Genomic DNA, 15,763 nt, shown 5'->3' on the forward strand with positions numbered 1-15,763 from the left:
AATGGGGAAAAAATCGAAAAATTTTGTGCGTAAACACCGAAATTGGCAAAGATGGTTAAAACTAACTCTGATTCTGGTTTTTGGGTTTATTATCCTTAATCTAGCGATTAATTTAGCCGTCCGCTTGCCAATTAATCAACAAAAACCCATTGATGCCATCTTAGTTTTGGGGGGCAGCATTCGTCGGGAAATTTATGCAGCTAATCTGGCCCTGCAATACCCCAATATACCGATTTTGATTTCCGAAGGCTCGAAAGACCCCTGTATTTTATTACTATTTGAACGGGCAAAAGCGCCAAAAACTAACGTCTGGTTAGAAAAGTGTGCTGATTCTACCTTCGGCAATTTTTTCTTTGCCGTGCCAATTTTAAAACAATGGGGAGTACATAAAGTAAAAGTTGTCACCTCTCCTACTCATTTACCCCGCGCTAAATGGTTAGCAGAAATTCACTTGCAATCCCACGGTATAGCAGTAGAAATCGATGCAGTCCGAGAAATTGGTATCCCCGGTAATCACGAATCAAAGCTAAAAACTGGGTTAGATCTGACTAGAAGTATAATTTGGGCTTTTGTGGGACAATTAATCCATCCCCCCTGTTGGCAAGTCATTCCCTTAAATTCCGTTGATTTGGAAGCTTGGCAAGATGAAGGTTTTCAATGTGAATCTCAAGGTAAGATCAGCTAAACAATAATCTCCCAGTTAGTTTTTTAGCGGCTGCATCCCATTTTTGTAAATCTACTAACTTGGGGTTTTTAAAGGCAAACTCTCTCTTCCCACTTTCCTATACCTTTTAAACAGGATTTAGCATCAGAAACCCTATCGGGAATTTGCGATCGCATCTAGAGCCAAATTCAGTTTCAGCAGGTTAACCCCCGGTTCGCCGAAGATGCCGAGAAAGCGATCATCGGTGTTTTTGGTAACGAGGATCTCCACTTGATTCGTCGGTAATCCCCGCACCCTCGCCACCCGCTCGATCTGCGCTCTGGCGGCTTCCGGGGTGATATGGGGATCGAGACTCGATCCGGAGGTGTACACCAGAGCTGCGGTGGGTTTAATTCCCGTCTTCTCTAATCGGGGAATCTCCCCCTCCAGTGCTTTTTTCGGGTCGGGATCGGGTTTTCCTTTAATTCGCTCGATCAACAGGGGGTTACTGGGAGCTAGGTTACTCGCCCCCGAAATTCCGGTTTGCAGGACTTTGTTAGGATCGTTTTTCGGATCGGCCGTACTGTAGGCGGTGGTACTTGGACGACTATTGAAATAGCGATCGCTGGTGAAAGGTTGCCCAATTAGAGCCGAACCCACCACTTGACCTTGATTATTGGTAATTAAACTCCCGTTCGCTTGCCAGGGAAAAAGAATTTGACCGATGGCGATCATCGAGAAAGGATAGATCAGGGCAGTAATTACCCAGAGAACTAGGGTAGAACGGATGGCTCTACCGGCATCGCGTGCAAAACTCATGATTAAAACCTCTCCGGTATAAAGATGACAAGGAATAGGTAGATAAATAAAGCAAAAGCGACTAATCCTAAAAGGGTTAATGCGAAGGCTTGCCCCCTATCGATAGTGCTTCCCGTAGAAGCTTGAACGATGGAGGAGAAAAGAATTGTTAGACAGAAATTTAAGAAAATATACCAGAAAAATCGGTATTTTCTAGGGGCTGCTTTCATAAGAATTAGAGTTTTTTGGAGATTTGTTTTTGCCAGTAAATCAAGAAAATAGCTGTAGTTGTCGATAGGTTGTCTTGTTCTCCTTTTTCAATTCATAGTTAAGAATACATTGGCCTACATATCTAGCCAAATTAATAGGAACAGCATTGCCAATCATTTGTTCTAGATTAGATTTTGTTCCTGTAAAAATAAAGTCTTTAGGAAAAGTTTGAATATAGCTTCGCTCCCTCGTTGTTAGCGGTCTTAATTTTTCCTTAAGATGACAAGCATCCCCGGGATGTTGTCGATAGGTTTTGGGAACTGGTCGATTTACTCCTCGAATAGTAGGGCTAGGTTCATAAATACTGAATATCGCCCTTCTTTGATAGCTTCTAGGATGTCTATAATAGTATTCTATATCTAATTCTTTGCCCATATAGTCAAATACAGTCAGAGGTTGACTTGATAGATTTTCATTGATCTCATCGATTAAAAAATCATCTTCTTCCTTCATTTTACCGATCAGAAAATATCTTTTTCTAGTTTGAGGAACTCCGCAGTAACAAGAATTGATAACTTTTTCAGTTAAACCATAACCATGGCTTTTAAAAATTTGTTTTGCTTGAGTGAGTATTTTACTTTTCTCAATTCTATCCACATTTTCCATAACAAACCATTGCGGACTTACTCCAGTTACAATTTCGGCGAATGTGAGCGTTAGATTCGCTCGTCCTAAACCCTCGTCTCTCTTCCCAGCACTGGAAAAGTCTTGACAAGGAGGGCTGCCGACAATAATCTCAGGATTATATTGAGCAAATATTTCTTGGCTAGATTCTCTAGATAAATCGACATTAAATATCGGATGACTAAAGTTATTTCTATAGACATCTATAGCAGGTATCCAATTATCAAATGCGGCCACAATAGTAAACCCCGCTTTCTGGAAACCTAAAGATAAACCACCACAACCAGCGAATAAATCGATTGTGATCATTTTGCTCCCTCCTCTAAATTGACTCTCGAAAGCATAAAATAAATTATCGGAATCGGGAGCTAGACCGTATAACTCTTTTGTACTTAACTCCGCAGGTTGAATTTTTAAATTTTCGTCAAGTTTCAGATAGACATTTTTCAGTCCTTTCCCATCCAAGTAAGCGCACAAAGAAGCTGGAAATGAGGAGTTAAATTGATTTTTACCCCATGTTTCTTTTTGGCTAAAATCCCGATTCAAGTGCTTCAATCCGAATAAACTAGGCTTAAATATTGCCGATTTTCCCATTACCTCAACCCGATCGCTGAAATTATCTCATCAATAATCTTAATAGCAATAAACGGCGCAATCATGCCTCCCACGCCGTAGATGAGGATATTGCGCCGCAATAGTTGGTCAGCAGTGAGCGGGCGAAATTGAACGCCTTTAAGTGCTAGGGGAATCAAAACGGGGATAATCAGGGCATTGTAGATCAGGGCTGAGACGATCGCCGATTGAGCGCTTTTCAAACCCATGATGTTTAAAGCACCGATCCCGGCAGCGGCGAAAATCGTCGGGATAATGGCGAAATACTTGGCGATATCGTTGGCTACCGAAAACGTGGTTAGGGCGCCGCGGGTAATGAGTAACTGTTTGCCGATGGTCACTAAATCGATCAGCTTGGTCGGGTCGGAATCGAGATCCACCATATTGGCCGCCTCCTTCGCCGCTTGGGTTCCGGAGTTCATCGCCACACCGACATTAGCCTGGGCCAGTGCGGGTGCGTCGTTGGTTCCGTCTCCCGTCATGGCAACTAACTTGCCCTTGGCTTGCTCGCGACGGATCACCTCGATCTTATCTTCTGGGGTGGCCTCGGCGATAAAATCATCCACCCCCGCCTCCGCCGCGATCACCGCCGCCGTGATCTGGTTGTCGCCGGTGAGCATGATCGTTCTCACACCCATGCGCCGTAATTGGTCGAAACGCTCTTTTAATCCTGGCTTCACGATGTCCTTGAGATAGATCACCCCGTAGATATCGTTACCCCGACAGACGGCCAGGGGAGTCCCCCCCAAACGGGAAACCCTTTCCTGTGCCTCATCGAGGGTCTCGGGAACGGAACCACCGCGGGAACGGACGAAACCTTTAATCGCGTCTACGGCTCCCTTACGGTATTCCTCGCCGGCCCTATCGGTGCCGCTCATGCGGGTACGAGCGGAGAATTCGATTCCCTCGCCGGGTTGGCCATCGATATCGAGGTTCGCGCCCAAATTCCGGGCTAAGGCAACGATCGAGCGTCCTTCCGGGGTTTCGTCGAAAAGGCTGGCCGCTAGACAGATGCGGGCTAATTCCTCGAGGTTATGACCGTTCACGGGGATAAATTCGTCAGCCAGTCGGTTGCCGAGGGTGATCGTTCCCGTTTTGTCGAGAAGGAGGGTATTCACGTCGCCGCAGGCTTCCACCGCGCGCCCGGAGGTGGCGATGACGTTAAACTGAGCCACACGATCCATGCCGGCGATGCCGATCGCGCTCAATAAACCGCCGATCGTCGTGGGAATGAGGGCGACGAGGAGCGAGATCAAGATGGCGATACTGGAACCGGCCCGAAAGGTATCCGCGACCGCCGGCCCGAGGCTCGTTTCCAGGAAACCGGCGATATAGTTCCCGATCGGCGGAATCGTGGCCACGACAATTAGAAAGACTTGGGTTAACACGGCCAGAAGTACCGTCAGCGCGATCTCGTTGGGGGTTTTCGTGCGCTCGGCCCCTTCCACGAGGGAGATCATGCGATCGATAAAACCCTGGCCGGGATCTTGAGTGATCCGCACTGTCAACTCGTCCGAGAGAAGCCTGGTGCCGCCAGTGACGGAACTGGCGATGTCGGTTCCGGGTTGTTTGAGGACGGGGGCCGATTCTCCGGTGATCGCCGATTCATCCACCGAACCGATTCCCTCGATCACTTCCCCGTCGGCGGGAATCACGTCCCCGGCCACCAGTTTTACCCGATCGCCCCGACCCAAGGCCGTGGAACTGACCGACTCGATCGATCCGTCGGCCAGGATTTTTCGGGCGATCGTGTCGCTGCGGGTGGAGCGCAGGGCATCGGCCTGGGCTTTTCCCCGTCCCTCGGCGATCGCCTCGGCGAAGTTGGCGAACAGCACCGTGAAGAAGAGGATCAGGGTGATGATGCCGTTAAGTAGCCGTTGTTGTCCCCTATCCCCGGCGATCGTGCCGAATAGATGCGGGTCGATCGTCACCAGGGCCGTGACGATCGTTCCTAACCAGACCACGAACAGGACCGGGTTACGCACGGCGATGCGCGGGTCGAGTTTGAGGAAGGACTGCCGGATCGCGCGTTGATAGAGACCTGTCCGGTTTACCTTGGGGGTGTGGCGGCGGTCGTCCCTGCGACCTCTCGGCACTCGCAACGGGCGGGAGGATTTAGAATTTCCTTTGTTCGTTCTCATAAATTATCCAAACTCCTAGCCGATCATCCGGGTGATTTGAAAGGCTTCCGCGATCGGCCCGAGGGCTAATATCGGCAAGAAAGTCAGCGCACCGAGAATTAAAATCACCCCCGCCGTCACGCTGGTAAAGAGTCCGGTATCGGTGCGGAGGGTTCCGGTGGTGGCGGGAACTGGTTGTTTGCGGGACATCCCATCGGCTAACAAGAGCAGGGCGGCGATCGGGATATACCGTCCGGCGAGTAAACTGAAGGAGGCGCTTAGATTCCACCAGAGAGCGGTAATCGTCGGTTTGGCACCAGCCGCAATCGCAAGCGGCGCAGGTTGGGAATCCCCTAGTCCCTCGAATCCCGACCCGTTATTGGCAGCGGCGGAAGCGTACTCGTAGATAACTTGAGATAATCCGTGAAAGCCGGGGTTACTGATGCCCTGAAAGTCGGGAAAGGCAAGGGCGATCGCTCCAGGGATGAGGATGGCGATCGGGTGAACCAGCAGAATTAAAAAACTCGCTAACACCACTTCCCGTTTCTCGATTTTGCGCCCGAGGAATTCGGGGGTTCGCCCCACCATTAGCCCGGTGACGAATACCGCCAGGATCAGATAGGCAAACAGGTAGGCGGTGCCGGTTCCCTGGCCGCCGAAAACGATTTGCAGGAACAGATTCGAGAGGGTGGCGAAGCCGCCGTTCGGCATCAAGGAATCGTGCATGGCGATCACCGCACCGCACATGGTGGCCGTGGTAGTTACCGCGTACAGGGCCGATTGCGCCCAACCGAAGCGTACTTCTTTGCCCTCGAAGTTAACCGCTCGCTCCACCCCTAGCAGGGAGTTAACCGCCTGGTTGCCGTTATATTCCCCGATCGCTGTGATGATCGTCAAGCCGATGAAGATACCGAGGGGAATTAGATAGATTAACCGAGCTTGCTTGAGATTATCGGCGAAAACCCCGTAGGTATAGATCAGGGAGGTGGGAATCGAGAGAATCGCTACCAACTGCACCAGATTGACGAATCCGTTCGGGTTTTCAAAGGGGTGGGCCGAGTTGCTGGCAAAAAAGCCACCGCCGTTTTCTCCCAATTCCTTAATAATCTCGAAGTGGGCCACCGGACCGCGGGCGATCGCCTGACTCAGGTTGGGGTTTTCTAGCGTCGGCAAGATCGCCGGGCCCGCGAGGGTTTCCGGGACTCCGGCGATGATCAGGGCAATTGCCCCCACGATCGAGATCGGTAAGAGGATACGGGTGATCGCTCGGATCAGATCCACGTAGAAATTGCCCAACGGTCGCCCCGTCAATCCCCGAATAAAGGCGATCCCCACCGCTAGACCGGTTCCGGCCGAGGTGAACATCTGGTAGCCGAGACCCCAGAGCTGACTCCCGTAGCTGAGGGTGGTTTCTCCGGAATAATGCTGTTGGTCGCTGTTGGTGATAAAGGAAATCGTCGTATGTAGCGTGGTGTCCCAAGAAGGGGCGGGGATCCCCGTCGGGTTGAGGGGAAGGACTCCTTGGCCGGCAATCAGGGAAAAAACCAGAATTGCTATTACCGCGTTACTGTAGAGAACGGCGCGGGCGTACTGCCAGCCAGTCATATTCTCTTTCCCTTTCACTCCGACGAAGGTGTAAAGAAGACTCTCGACTCGATCGCACAGTGGGTCGAGTAGGGTTCTCCGTTCCATGAACACCCTAGCCATATACCGCCCGAAAAAGGGGGTGATCGCCACGATTATCAGGATCGTGAGCGCGATTTGAATCCATCCTTGCAACATGGTTCGATCAACTCCAAAAAAAGGCCCGTGGAGGCTCGATCAACGATCAACCGGGAAACTCACGGGTTCGCTGTCTCGAAACCGCTTGCTGAAAACCGAGTTTGTCTCATCATTAGCGATCATTAACAAATGGATGATCGAGGGATTATTATCGCCTCTGCTGGAACGATTATAGCGATTTGTCGCACCTTGACAATCTATATTTTTTCCGTTCGTTGTCCTATCAGCTTTTACGCACTTATGCGGCAATACCGACAATCAGCAATTATCAGTGACTCTTAAGATGTTAGGTCACAAGTGGCTGAACAAACGGGAATAATTATGCAAACCCCATCGCAATTTGTAATCAGAGATTGCTGATTGACACTCCCGTCGCTAAAAGCCTATCCATTAGTCACATATTTCTTAACATAAAATTTGACAAAAAGAGAAAAGTGTGCAAGATGGCTCAAGGGGGTTCTATGGGGTAAATAATTTGATGAAATAGTTTCCAAGTCTCGCCGATGATATCATGTAAGGGAGCTTCTTTGATTCTTTCTACTGTACTTTTAGCTTGGGCGGCAATTAAATCTGAAGGTTGAAAGTGGGGCGAGGACAATTAACCATCTTTGCCATTACTTTTGACCAATAGTATTAATTATCATCAAAAAAAATATCGAGGGCGACTTCTGTAAAACTTAACTAAAAAAGCCTATTTCCTTGACTTTCAAATAATTTTTCAGCCAGACTCACCGACCGATTCTATTTCTGAGCAGAGATTTACAACATTTCTTATAGGAATAAATTATAAACTAATGGGTTATTATCCTCTGAATAATAGCTGCTAACTCCTGAAAAGGAAGACTCTGTACCTAGCCATTAAAATAACTGCTATCCCACCTTTCAGAATATGGTTCCGTGGGAATATTTTCTTCATCTTCCACTTCTGTCTGCGCTACATAATAAAATTTTAGTTCATGCAGTATATCGGTGATCGCTCTTTCTACAGCAATTTTTATTCTTAATCTTCGGGTGTGATAATCGTGATATTTTTCCCCCAAAGTTTTGAAACTGCGGGGCAGAATTTGGATAGCATTATTCATGACTCGATCGATTTTAATCTCCGAGAGATATTGGCGAAAGGAAGCAGGTAAATTTCTTAACTGTTCCCGCACTTCTGCTATCACTAATTGCTCAACAAAATTGAGAGAAGGTTGGTTCATGAAACGATTTTTTAGTGATCAAAAACTGATTCCATGTTAATACCGCTCGATAAATAATAGCGTGATATTATGCCGTTGCGATGGTGATTTAAATCACTGTTTAATCCAAGCTGATGGCCAAATACCGCCAATTTCGAGACCAGCTAGACCACTAGAGCTATTTATAATGTTTTTACCGCGACTATCAGCCAATTTTATCGATAATTTACCTTTGAGGGTATCTTGACAAGCAAAACAGAGACCTTTTTCTGTGGGTACACGCACGCGATCGGGAGGATGATCACTGATGCCGATTAAGACAATGGTATAATTCTCGTTGGTTGCCCTCATTTCCCAGTATCCCCAGGGTTGCACTGTCCAAGTTAGTTGAGAATTCCAGATATCAAACTTATAAAAGCGATTTTGCCAGTGAATACCGATAATTCCCACCGATTCCGTCCAGTGGAGAACTTTCCGGGTAGAACCCACTGCGGTTAAGGTTAAATCGGGATTTTCAGGGAAAGCATTACAATTAATCCAAAACCACTTTTCGGGGAAAGAATAACCCCAATTTTTCTCGCTATAAAAAGGTACATTCTCAAATTGGTAATTTTTTCCCCCATAGGTAATCATTCCCGTTGCTAAACCATGAGCAGTTAAAATCTGCCAACCCGGGTCAAAAATCGGTAAATAAGATAATATTCCTGCTGTTGCTTGGGGTAAACGCTTGTTATCTCCCCAACTGTACCTAGTTTCAACGCGATAATCCCATTGACAGATTTCTCCAGTGACGGGATCATAAATTCGTCCTTGCTGCTGGTTTGCCGTTGCTTGATAACCCTCTTGAACAGACTCAAAAAAAGCTGACGGAGAAAGCAGACGGGGACGGATTTTTAAGTTAGTTTTTCCCCAATGGATAATGGCTAATTCCTGACGACTTGCCCAAAATTTATCCGTATCGGGAAAAGTGCGACAAAGATAATTAGATTCTATGGCTAAAATTTGTACCGCTCCACCGCTATTGACTTGACCGCCGCTTGGGTCTTGAATAGAATACATAAAGGCGAATCCGTCGGCTAATTGCGGAATCATGACTCGGAAGTACCAACCTTCAAAGAATCGGGGAGTGATACCATCCCAATGGTAGCCAGAATGAGGGGGTTGTGAAGACATCAATGGGTTTATCTTTAGGTATTGATTTTGGCACATCGGGAGCGCGAGCGATTGCTATTGATTCTAGCAAAAATATCGTCGCTGAGGTTCATTATCCCTTCACTAATGCCAATTTTCAGGATTGGCAAAAGGCCCTATTTTATTTATTGGATAATCTAGGGGATTCGGTGCGTTCAGAACTTAAATCGATCGCAATTAATGGTACTTCCTCGACGGTGTTATTATGTGATAATTGGGGGAATCCTCTTTCTCAGGCAATATTATACAATGACGGGCGAGGAATTGCCTTTTTAGAAGCAATTAAAGCTATAGCACCCCCTCACCATCCCGTGATTATTGCTACCTCCAGTTTAGCTAAATTACTTTGGTGGAGTGAACAAGAAATTTTTTCGCAAGCGCGTTATTTTCTCTCGCAAGCGGATTGGTTAGCATTTCTGCTGCACGGTAAACTGGGAATTAGTGATTATCACAATGCCTTAAAGTTAGGTTATGATCTCGAAAATCTCTGTTATCCCGATTGGTTAGAGAATTTACCGATGTTTAATTTATTACCGCAAATTTTTGCCCCGGGTACAGCGATCGATACTATTAAACCAGATTTAGTGACTCGTTTTGCTATCCCGAAAGATTGTTTAATTTATACGGGAACCACCGACAGCATAGCGGCATTTTTAGCCAGTGGTGCTAATTCTTTAGGGGATGCAGTGACATCTTTAGGTTCAACTTTAGTCTTAAAATTATTAAGTAGCCAGAAAGTTGATGATAGTAACTATGGCATCTATAGTCATCGTTTAGGAAATTTGTGGTTAACTGGTGGGGCATCTAATACGGGAGGAGCAGTGCTAAAGAAGTTTTTTTCTGATCAAGAATTGAGAAATTATAGTTTAGCAATAGATGGACAAAAAGAAAGTAATTTAGATTATTATCCTCTACTAAAAGCGGGTGAGCGCTTTCCAATTAATGATCCTTTTTTACCCGCAAAACTGACTCCCCGGCCCGATAATACTCGAGAATTTTTGCATGGTTTACTGGAAAGTATTGCCCGCATTGAAGCTTTAGGTTATCAGCGTTTACAGGAATTGGGAGCCAATAAATTAGAGCGAGTTTATAGTGCTGGTGGTGGGGCAAAAAATTCGACTTGGAGAATAATTCGTCAGCGTCATTTAGGGGTTCCCGTGCTTTTGTCTAAACAGGAGCAAGCGGCCTATGGTACTGCCCTATTAGCACAGCAATCGGTTACGCTGTTGAAATAGTCTCATAAGTAGGGTTTGCGGCAAAAAGTTTGTTGGTGGGGTTAGGAGTCGGTCGTCAGTATTCAGGAGTCAGGAGTCAGGAGATAGGAGTCAGGAGACAGGAGATTATTTTATTTATTCTCCCCACACCCTACACCCTACACCCTACACCCTACACCCTTCGTTAATTAACCGTAATAGGGTGGCTCATTACCCGGTTTCCATTTGATATTACAGCCTAAACTGGGTTTTTGCTCCGTCGGCACCGGTTGACCGGTTAAAACCTTGTCAATAGCGGCGCGGAGATCTTTGCCTGTCACCGGTATTCCATTACTAGGACGACTATCATCCAACTGACCGCGATAGACTAGGCTGCGCTGACTATCAAAGAGGAAAAAATCGGGAGTACAGGCTGCCGTGTAAGCTTTCGCCACTTCTTGGCTTTCGTCATAGCATAAATTGAATTTAAAGTCAAGGGTTATCGCCATTTTTTTCAAATTTTCGGGCGAATCATCAGGATATTTCTCCACGTCATTAGAACTAATTGCGAGGATGCCCAGATTGGTATTAGCATAATCGCGACCTAGACGGGTAAGTTCTTCTTGAATGTGTTTAACAAAGGGACAATGTTCACAGAGGAAGATGACTAACAGAGCGGTTTTAGCCGCAAAGCTGTCCAGAGAGATAGTTTCACCCGAAACCACATCGGGTAAGGCAAAACTGGGAGCTTTTGTCCCCAGATCTAACATTGTGGACTCGGTGCGTGCCATAAAGTTTCTACTCTTTTCTATAGGGAGGACTGAGATTTTTATAGCATTTCACGCTTCATCGCGCAAATTTAAGGCCTTAACCAGCATCAGTAAACAGTAAACAGTGAACTGATAAGCCATTGACCTATCTAAATTACTGGTTAGAGCTGCAGTAGTCATGGTTCGCAGTGTCCGCCAATTATGGAATAAAACTACTACATAAATTCGCTTCTTCATCAGTAGTTTAGCAGCGGATGCCCAAAAACAGGCCGAGGTGATTCGCAGACATTGGAGTATTGAAAATAGTCTCCATTGGGTACTCGATGTTACATTTAGTGAAGATGCCAGTGGGATTCGTCTGGGGTATGGAGCGGAAACACCTTTGTAACCCCTAAATCAGGTTTTATGTCAAGCTATTTTGAAAGCCTTGCTAGAAACCAGTTTTAGGGACAAGTATAATTACTCACTTGCATAAATGAGATGCTCCAGGCAAACTGGCAAACTGGCAAATGGCAAACTTACTGGAAAAATCAAATTATGGGAACTTTGCAAGCAAAAAACCACATCCTCAAACCTGTATTCATCATCATATCAGGATTAGCGATTACTCAAACTATCGGCTGTACAACTTTCAATAGCTATCATCCGAAAAATCAAGTAAACGCCCAAACACCTGCAAAACCAGCACCCCAAGAAATTATACAAACTGGAGAAGTGCGCCCTTTACCCGGTAGTTTAGATAAAATACCTGTTTTTAATAGCAACAGTCCAGAATGGATCAAAAATGAAGGTATTCTACTTTCTACTTTTACCCCTAATAACAAAAAAGTTCCAGCCGCACATTTAAACTTTCCCATTCAAGGCAGATTTGATTTATTTGCTCATCATTATACCCACAATCCCAAGGATTTACAAACCTTATATATAGGAGTAATTTTACATAATCCCAGTAAAAAACCTATCACTATTAACATTTTACAAGGTGCGAGTTATTTAATGACAGAAGCACCGTTTGTCACCTGGCAACCCTACATAGAAAATAACGATGGTAAAGCATTTTCTGGACCAGGTGCAAGAGCAGTAGCGGATGTTTTGCGGGGAGTACGTCAAAAAGAATTTCCAGCAAGAATAGTCATTGCTGCTGGGGGAAGTCAAATGTTATTAAACCATCCTATCCCAGTCAGAAATTTAGAAAAACCTGTCAATGGGAGATCCAGTTTTTTCCGATTAAATAGCAGTGGTAAAATTTATGCAGCGAGTTTAGCCATGTTTGCGAAAAAAAATGCTGATGGTAGCGAGCGCGCACCCACATTAAAAGAATGGCAAGACTTATTAAATAACGGTAACTTTGCAGGACCAAGAGATAAAACCCCCACACCCCCAGATGCAAAAGGAGGTCAATTAATTTACAGCAGAGTCGCAGGTATATCCGAAGGTGCAACATGGAAAGCAAACCTCACAGACAACACCAAAACCCAAACCCTGACTATTCCCGAACCAGGTAAAACTATTTCTTATCCCATAGCCACCTTACGGGGTGGAAGGTTAGGAACAGAACAAAGCCAAACCGCAAAAATGCTAGTGCGGTATCCTGATACTGCTTACGAAGCACATGGTAACTATGGGGTAGAATATCAACTCAACATACCTTTAACTAATAACACTAATAAAAATCAGACAGTTAGCATCACTTTAGAAACTCCCTTAAAAGAAGATAGACTATCTGAAAAAGGAATTAAATTTAGAAAACCATCATTAGACTTTCCCTTTTTCCGTGGTACAGTGCGTTTAAAATATAGCGATGATCAAGGTAAACAACAAACCAGTTATGTACATTTATGGCATAGAACAGGGCAGGTTTTAGAGCCTTTATTAAAACTAGATTTAAAACCAGGAACTCAAAGAAAAGTACAATTAGATGTTATTTATCCACCTGATTCTACACCGCCGCAGGTGGTTACAATTAAGACTTTGGAAAATTAAAATAAATTGCAACAGACAAAAATCACTGACTGCCTTGTCTGTTACGGCGAACTGACAGGAGTTAATCTGAGAGGAAGCAAAAAAAAAAGGGCGTTGCTGAATCAAGGTATGAATGACAATCTTGCACCCATCCAAAAGTTAGTTTGGGTCTAGGTTTTAAAAATCCCACAAAAGAAGATTCATATCTCAAATCAGCAACGCCGGTTGAATGGTACTCAACCCCTCTTTCTTTCCCTCCCGTTTATCTTGACTCTAATCTCGGAATTTAGCAACAGTTTTCTTGCCTTAAATCCCGGAATTAACCTACTGAAACTGATCTGCCCAATTTTCGATCACACGCTGACTTTCGCGAGCAATAACTAAAGCATTATCGGGGACATTTTTAGTGATAGTTGAACCCGCAGCCACGGTGACATTTTTTCCTAATTTTAAAGGAGCCACTAAAACACTATTTGCCCCGGTTTTTGTGCCACTGCCGATCAGAGTTTGGTGTTTTTTCACGCCATCGTAATTAGCAGTAATTGTTCCCGCGCCAACGTTAACTTTTTCCCCTAAAGTGGCATCTCCCAGATAGGATAAATGGGCAATATTGGTTTTATTGCCGATGTCACTTTTTTTAATTTCAACAAAATTACCGACTCGACAATTAGCCCCAATTTTCGCTTCTCCGCGCAAATGAGCATAGGGACCGATACGACAACCAGAATCCACCTGACTATCAGAAATAACCGAAAATAAGACCGTTACATCGCTGCCTATGCGACTATTTTCGATTAAACTCCCCGGACCTATACGACAACCAGAAGCGATTATCGTCTCACCGCGCAGATGGGTTTGGGGTTCGATAATCACATCGGGACTGAGGGTGACAGTATCCTCAATGGTGACACTATCGGGGTCAATTATGGTGACTCCAGCGGCCATCCAATCATCTTTGACTCTAGTTTGTAGGATATCATAGGCGGCGGCCAATTGTTTGCGATCGTTAATGCCGCTAATTTCTAAAAAGTCCTCCACATCCACGGCCATGACGGGATCGAGAAAATTGACCACATCCGTGAGATAATACTCACCTTGATCGTTATTGGGGGTTAAATTAGGCAGTATAGCCGCTAATCTTGACCAATTAAAGCAGTATATGCCTCCATTAATCCGGTGGTTTTGTCGTTGGGCATCGGTACAGTCTCTTTCTTCCACAATCTGCTTAACGAGATTATTGCCATCACAAAAAACTCGACCGTAACCTTTCGGGTTAGGGAGGTTAGCAGTTAAGAGGGTGGCAGCGTTACCATGGTCTTGATGAATCTGGAGAAGATTTTGCAAGGTTTCGGGACGCAATAGGGGAACATCGCCATTTAAGACCAACAAATCCCCCTGAAAGTCCTCTAAATGGGGGATTAACTGCTGAATAGCATGGCCAGTGCCTAACTGTTCCTTTTGTTCGACAAATTCGATATCCTCGAGATGCTGTAGAGTATTTCGCACCTGTTCCCCTTGATAACCGATAATCACCAGTTTTCGCTGGGGATGTAAGGATTCGCTGACATTAAGCACCCGTTCCACTAGCGAGCGACTGCCGAGGGGATGTAAAACTTTCGGAAGGCTGGACTTCATTCGGGTTCCCTTACCCGCCGCTAAAATTGCTACCGCTACCATGGTCATGCTTGCCAATATCGTTCGCGACTGAGTATATCGCACTCCGATCCCCTTGGTTGCAAGAATTTTTTCCCTCTTTCATCCTGTGCCAGTTGAGAAACTACCATAAAAAGGTTTTCTTTAAGACATTGTTAAGGTACTATATACAAATTGAAACAATTGAACATAATTAGCACTCTATAGATACCGCTATGACAACTGTACTAACTAAGGAATCCTCCGCCATGAAACAGATTCGCACCACCTACCAAGCTGACCAACAGGTGAAATACCTGCATCTAGAAGCGGAAATCGAGGTACTGCTGCAACAACTGCAAAACCTCAAGCGCAAAAACCAAGAGAATCAAAACCTAAATTAAAGAAAATTTCCCGGTTCTTCGTTACCTGGTATGGTTCGATAGGGGGGCATAAATCGACTAAATCCTTATCTGGCAAGAGACTTAATTGATTAGTTCGCTCTAGATCAAAAATAATTGACAAAAATCGCCAAATGCCTTTCTATATAAGGGTTCCATCCCTTATAACCCCCGTCCATTGCATAACAAAAACCGAAGAACCAATTTCCCTAAGAATTCTCAAATCCCACCCTCTTACTAGCGAGAAGGTGGGAAAATGTTTTTTGAGAATTCCAGATAGGTGTAGATTATTGACATCCTCGCCGCCGTAAAACGGACGGTGATTCCCAAACCTCACGATTTAGGTTTCTGCTTCTTTCCCTTGCGGGGTTCCGCACCTGCCTTAACAGATTCACTCTGTTCTGGTCTTATGGTCACTCTACAGACTGACACCGCAAGCCCTGCGGCCAAAATGTTTTTACTTGCGTTAATATCTCGGTCATGGTGAGTCCCACAGTCTGGACAGTCCCATTCTCGAACATTTAACGGCATTTTTTCAGCAATATACCCGCAATTACTACATCTTTTAGAGCTAGGAAACCATC

15 protein-coding genes and 1 pseudogene are annotated in these 15,763 nt (G+C 45.3%); 5 read left to right on the forward strand and 11 right to left on the reverse strand.

The window, feature by feature from the left end; all coding sequences use genetic code 11:
* The first annotated feature begins 1 nt into the window (after position 1).
* Positions 2-685: a YdcF family protein gene (locus H6G48_RS14810; RefSeq protein ID WP_190722328.1), complete on the forward strand. Its 684-nt coding sequence runs from the start codon at positions 2-4 to the stop codon at positions 683-685.
* 132 nt (positions 686-817) lie between these two features.
* Here the strand turns inward: H6G48_RS14810 and kdpC are convergent, their stop codons facing one another.
* From kdpC to H6G48_RS14850, 8 genes are all read right to left on the reverse strand, one after another.
* Complete coding sequence (kdpC, locus tag H6G48_RS14815; RefSeq protein ID WP_190722329.1) at positions 818-1,462, reverse strand: K(+)-transporting ATPase subunit C; 645 nt, start codon at positions 1,460-1,462, stop codon at positions 818-820.
* A 2-nt stretch (positions 1,463-1,464) separates the two neighbouring features.
* Positions 1,465-1,671: a potassium-transporting ATPase subunit F gene (locus tag H6G48_RS14820; protein WP_190722330.1), complete on the reverse strand. Its 207-nt coding sequence runs from the start codon at positions 1,669-1,671 to the stop codon at positions 1,465-1,467.
* Between the two features lie 40 nt (positions 1,672-1,711).
* A complete protein-coding gene (locus tag H6G48_RS14825; protein ID WP_190722331.1) occupies positions 1,712-2,929 on the reverse strand; it encodes a DNA cytosine methyltransferase in 1,218 nt (405 codons plus the stop codon).
* On the reverse strand, positions 2,929-5,088 hold the full coding sequence (gene kdpB / locus H6G48_RS14830) for a potassium-transporting ATPase subunit KdpB (protein ID WP_190722332.1): 2,160 nt from the start codon (positions 5,086-5,088) through the stop codon (positions 2,929-2,931). The genes H6G48_RS14825 and kdpB overlap by 1 nt, the downstream gene beginning before the upstream one ends.
* 15 nt (positions 5,089-5,103) lie before the next feature.
* Positions 5,104-6,849: a potassium-transporting ATPase subunit KdpA gene (kdpA, locus tag H6G48_RS14835; protein WP_190722333.1), complete on the reverse strand. Its 1,746-nt coding sequence runs from the start codon at positions 6,847-6,849 to the stop codon at positions 5,104-5,106.
* A 448-nt stretch (positions 6,850-7,297) separates the two neighbouring features.
* Entirely contained in the window at positions 7,298-7,447 is a 150-nt protein-coding gene (locus H6G48_RS14840; RefSeq protein WP_170915412.1) for a hypothetical protein, read from the reverse strand.
* A 253-nt stretch (positions 7,448-7,700) separates the two neighbouring features.
* On the reverse strand, positions 7,701-8,051 hold the full coding sequence (locus tag H6G48_RS14845) for a hypothetical protein (RefSeq protein WP_147072306.1): 351 nt from the start codon (positions 8,049-8,051) through the stop codon (positions 7,701-7,703).
* Between the two features lie 93 nt (positions 8,052-8,144).
* Positions 8,145-9,203 carry a tocopherol cyclase family protein gene (locus tag H6G48_RS14850; protein ID WP_190722334.1) on the reverse strand — a complete coding sequence of 353 codons (1,059 nt, stop codon included), beginning with the start codon at positions 9,201-9,203 and terminating at the stop codon, positions 8,145-8,147.
* Between the two features lie 2 nt (positions 9,204-9,205).
* Here H6G48_RS14850 and H6G48_RS14855 point away from each other — a divergent pair, with 2 nt between their 5' ends.
* A complete protein-coding gene (locus tag H6G48_RS14855; protein WP_190722337.1) occupies positions 9,206-10,456 on the forward strand; it encodes an FGGY-family carbohydrate kinase in 1,251 nt (416 codons plus the stop codon).
* Positions 10,457-10,623: 167 nt separating this feature from the next.
* Here H6G48_RS14855 and H6G48_RS14860 read toward each other — a convergent pair whose 3' ends face one another.
* Entirely contained in the window at positions 10,624-11,205 is a 582-nt protein-coding gene (locus tag H6G48_RS14860) for a thioredoxin family protein (protein WP_190722335.1), read from the reverse strand.
* 205 nt (positions 11,206-11,410) lie between these two features.
* Here H6G48_RS14860 and H6G48_RS14865 point away from each other — a divergent pair.
* Positions 11,411-11,560, forward strand: a pseudogene (locus H6G48_RS14865) (ISAs1 family transposase); the annotation flags it as partial.
* Between the two features lie 104 nt (positions 11,561-11,664).
* A complete protein-coding gene (locus tag H6G48_RS14870; RefSeq protein ID WP_242034656.1) occupies positions 11,665-13,167 on the forward strand; it encodes a DUF3370 domain-containing protein in 1,503 nt (500 codons plus the stop codon).
* Positions 13,168-13,470: 303 nt separating this feature from the next.
* Here H6G48_RS14870 and glmU read toward each other — a convergent pair whose 3' ends face one another.
* Positions 13,471-14,823, reverse strand: coding sequence for a bifunctional UDP-N-acetylglucosamine diphosphorylase/glucosamine-1-phosphate N-acetyltransferase GlmU (gene glmU / locus H6G48_RS14875; RefSeq protein WP_190722339.1), 1,353 nt, complete (start codon positions 14,821-14,823; stop codon positions 13,471-13,473).
* Between the two features lie 191 nt (positions 14,824-15,014).
* Between glmU and H6G48_RS14880 the strand changes: the two genes are divergently transcribed.
* A complete protein-coding gene (locus H6G48_RS14880) occupies positions 15,015-15,182 on the forward strand; it encodes a hypothetical protein (protein ID WP_002801704.1) in 168 nt (55 codons plus the stop codon).
* Between the two features lie 330 nt (positions 15,183-15,512).
* On the opposite strand, the gene H6G48_RS14885 is transcribed toward H6G48_RS14880, so the two are convergent.
* The coding region (locus H6G48_RS14885) for a zinc ribbon domain-containing protein (protein ID WP_190722336.1) at positions 15,513-15,763 on the reverse strand (251 nt) is incomplete at its 5' end.

It is taken from the genome of Microcystis flos-aquae FACHB-1344, from assembly GCF_014698375.1.
GTDB lineage: Bacteria > Cyanobacteriota > Cyanobacteriia > Cyanobacteriales > Microcystaceae > Microcystis > Microcystis aeruginosa.

Bases quoted from the DNA above. Each gene is read 5' to 3' on its own strand.
- H6G48_RS14810 (WP_190722328.1), top strand. From the start codon at position 2: ATGGGGAAAAAATCGAAAAATTTTGTGCGTAAACACCGAAATTGGCAA.
- H6G48_RS14825 (WP_190722331.1), bottom strand. From the start codon at position 2,929: ATGGGAAAATCGGCAATATTTAAGCCTAGTTTATTCGGATTGAAGCAC.
- H6G48_RS14850 (WP_190722334.1), bottom strand. From the start codon at position 9,203: ATGTCTTCACAACCCCCTCATTCTGGCTACCATTGGGATGGTATCACT.
- kdpA (WP_190722333.1), bottom strand. From the start codon at position 6,849: ATGTTGCAAGGATGGATTCAAATCGCGCTCACGATCCTGATAATCGTG.
- H6G48_RS14855 (WP_190722337.1), top strand. From the start codon at position 9,206: ATGGGTTTATCTTTAGGTATTGATTTTGGCACATCGGGAGCGCGAGCG.
- kdpC (WP_190722329.1), bottom strand. From the start codon at position 1,462: ATGAGTTTTGCACGCGATGCCGGTAGAGCCATCCGTTCTACCCTAGTT.
- glmU (WP_190722339.1), bottom strand. From the start codon at position 14,823: ATGGTAGCGGTAGCAATTTTAGCGGCGGGTAAGGGAACCCGAATGAAG.
- kdpB (WP_190722332.1), bottom strand. From the start codon at position 5,088: ATGAGAACGAACAAAGGAAATTCTAAATCCTCCCGCCCGTTGCGAGTG.
- H6G48_RS14870 (WP_242034656.1), top strand. From the start codon at position 11,665: ATGCTCCAGGCAAACTGGCAAACTGGCAAATGGCAAACTTACTGGAAA.
- H6G48_RS14820 (WP_190722330.1), bottom strand. From the start codon at position 1,671: ATGAAAGCAGCCCCTAGAAAATACCGATTTTTCTGGTATATTTTCTTA.
- H6G48_RS14845 (WP_147072306.1), bottom strand. From the start codon at position 8,051: ATGAACCAACCTTCTCTCAATTTTGTTGAGCAATTAGTGATAGCAGAA.
- H6G48_RS14860 (WP_190722335.1), bottom strand. From the start codon at position 11,205: ATGGCACGCACCGAGTCCACAATGTTAGATCTGGGGACAAAAGCTCCC.
- H6G48_RS14880 (WP_002801704.1), top strand. From the start codon at position 15,015: ATGACAACTGTACTAACTAAGGAATCCTCCGCCATGAAACAGATTCGC.